Here is a 1,179-nt window from a genome sequence, read left to right as displayed (position 1 = left end):
TCCGGATTGGCGTACAAATGTTATTTTATTTGCTTTTCTTGTAAACTCTGATAACTGTTCACCAGGTTTTAAACGAATTGTCATGTTCTTACCGGACAGTAAATTCGGATTCAAGGTATTATCATCAAAGTTTAGGAATAGATCGGTGTCACCTTCATTCACTAAGTACGAGAATTTAATGACGTCACCCACGTTACATATATAATTACCCGTCCCGATCATCGCTTCGAAATAGAAATGACTGGCACGAACAGGGTCATTCGTAACCTGTACAGGTGGCATACTCGCAATAGAAACCCCACCTTCTACGTTTACACTTCCGATATGACTTGTACCTTCAGCAAGTGGCGGTAGTTTCGTGACACCTACGTTACCAATCATATTTGTACCCGATGGTAATGTTTTAAACTCAATTGGAACGGTAGGCATTTCCGTCACAACTACTTTTCCTAGATTGTTATTTCCGGCAGGAAGCGCGCTTGAGAATCCTTTTACAATGACGTTTCCATCCGTAGCACCACCGCCACCCCCGCCACTTGTACCACTTGCACTATTAGCAAGTACAGCCGGGTTAAATGGTTCGTTGAATGTCGTTAAAATGATACGCGCCGTGACGTCACTATCATTGTAAATTTCGATTTGGGAAGATCCTTCTTTTCTTGCTAGGATGTTGCGTCCATTACTTGGAACCATTAATTCATATTCGTGTGGACTTGGTAGAACGCGCACACCCGCGTATAACGTCGCTACAGACAAATTATTAATGTCATAGTGATTTGGTTTTGTATCTTCAAACACATGTGTATATGCCATTCTAGGCGGTAATGTGAGCGTGACCTCGCGCCATGTATTATCCTTTGTCATATTCTCAACTCCTTAAAATACTTTTACTTTTATATCCGGGAAAGCTTGGAAAAAGAAATATATAGCTACGATCAGAAAGACAAGAATCATAACAGCTCGAACGATTCCAACAAATGCACTCGTGATAAATCCTTTGTCGGAATTTGGGGAAGCCGTCCCTGTACTTAGGGAACCGCCACCGTCACCCGTTGGTCGATCAATCAATGTTTTATCGCCTACGTACATCTTTCCGGCTTGGTGTTTTCCCTCTTGCCACCCGACGTGTACATGATCGTAGTGTCCAGCGGTTTGCCATAACACTTCTGTAAAGAGCGG

General features: G+C 42.7%; 1 protein-coding gene and 1 pseudogene. Both read right to left on the bottom strand.

Going from position 1 to position 1,179, the window contains the following annotated elements:
* A partial coding sequence (locus tag MR107_RS30100; protein ID WP_242293156.1) for a hypothetical protein occupies positions 1-864 on the bottom strand: 864 nt, incomplete at its 3' end.
* A gap of 12 nt (positions 865-876) precedes the next feature.
* Positions 877-1,179 (bottom strand): annotated as a pseudogene (locus MR107_RS30095) (hypothetical protein); the annotation flags it as partial.

The sequence above is a fragment of the Bacillus cereus group sp. BfR-BA-01441 genome (genome assembly GCF_022663075.1).
GTDB lineage: Bacteria > Bacillota > Bacilli > Bacillales > Bacillaceae_G > Bacillus_A > Bacillus_A cereus.
The sequence above is the reverse complement of the archived record's forward strand: the minus strand, read 5'-3'. Positions and strand labels throughout refer to the sequence as shown.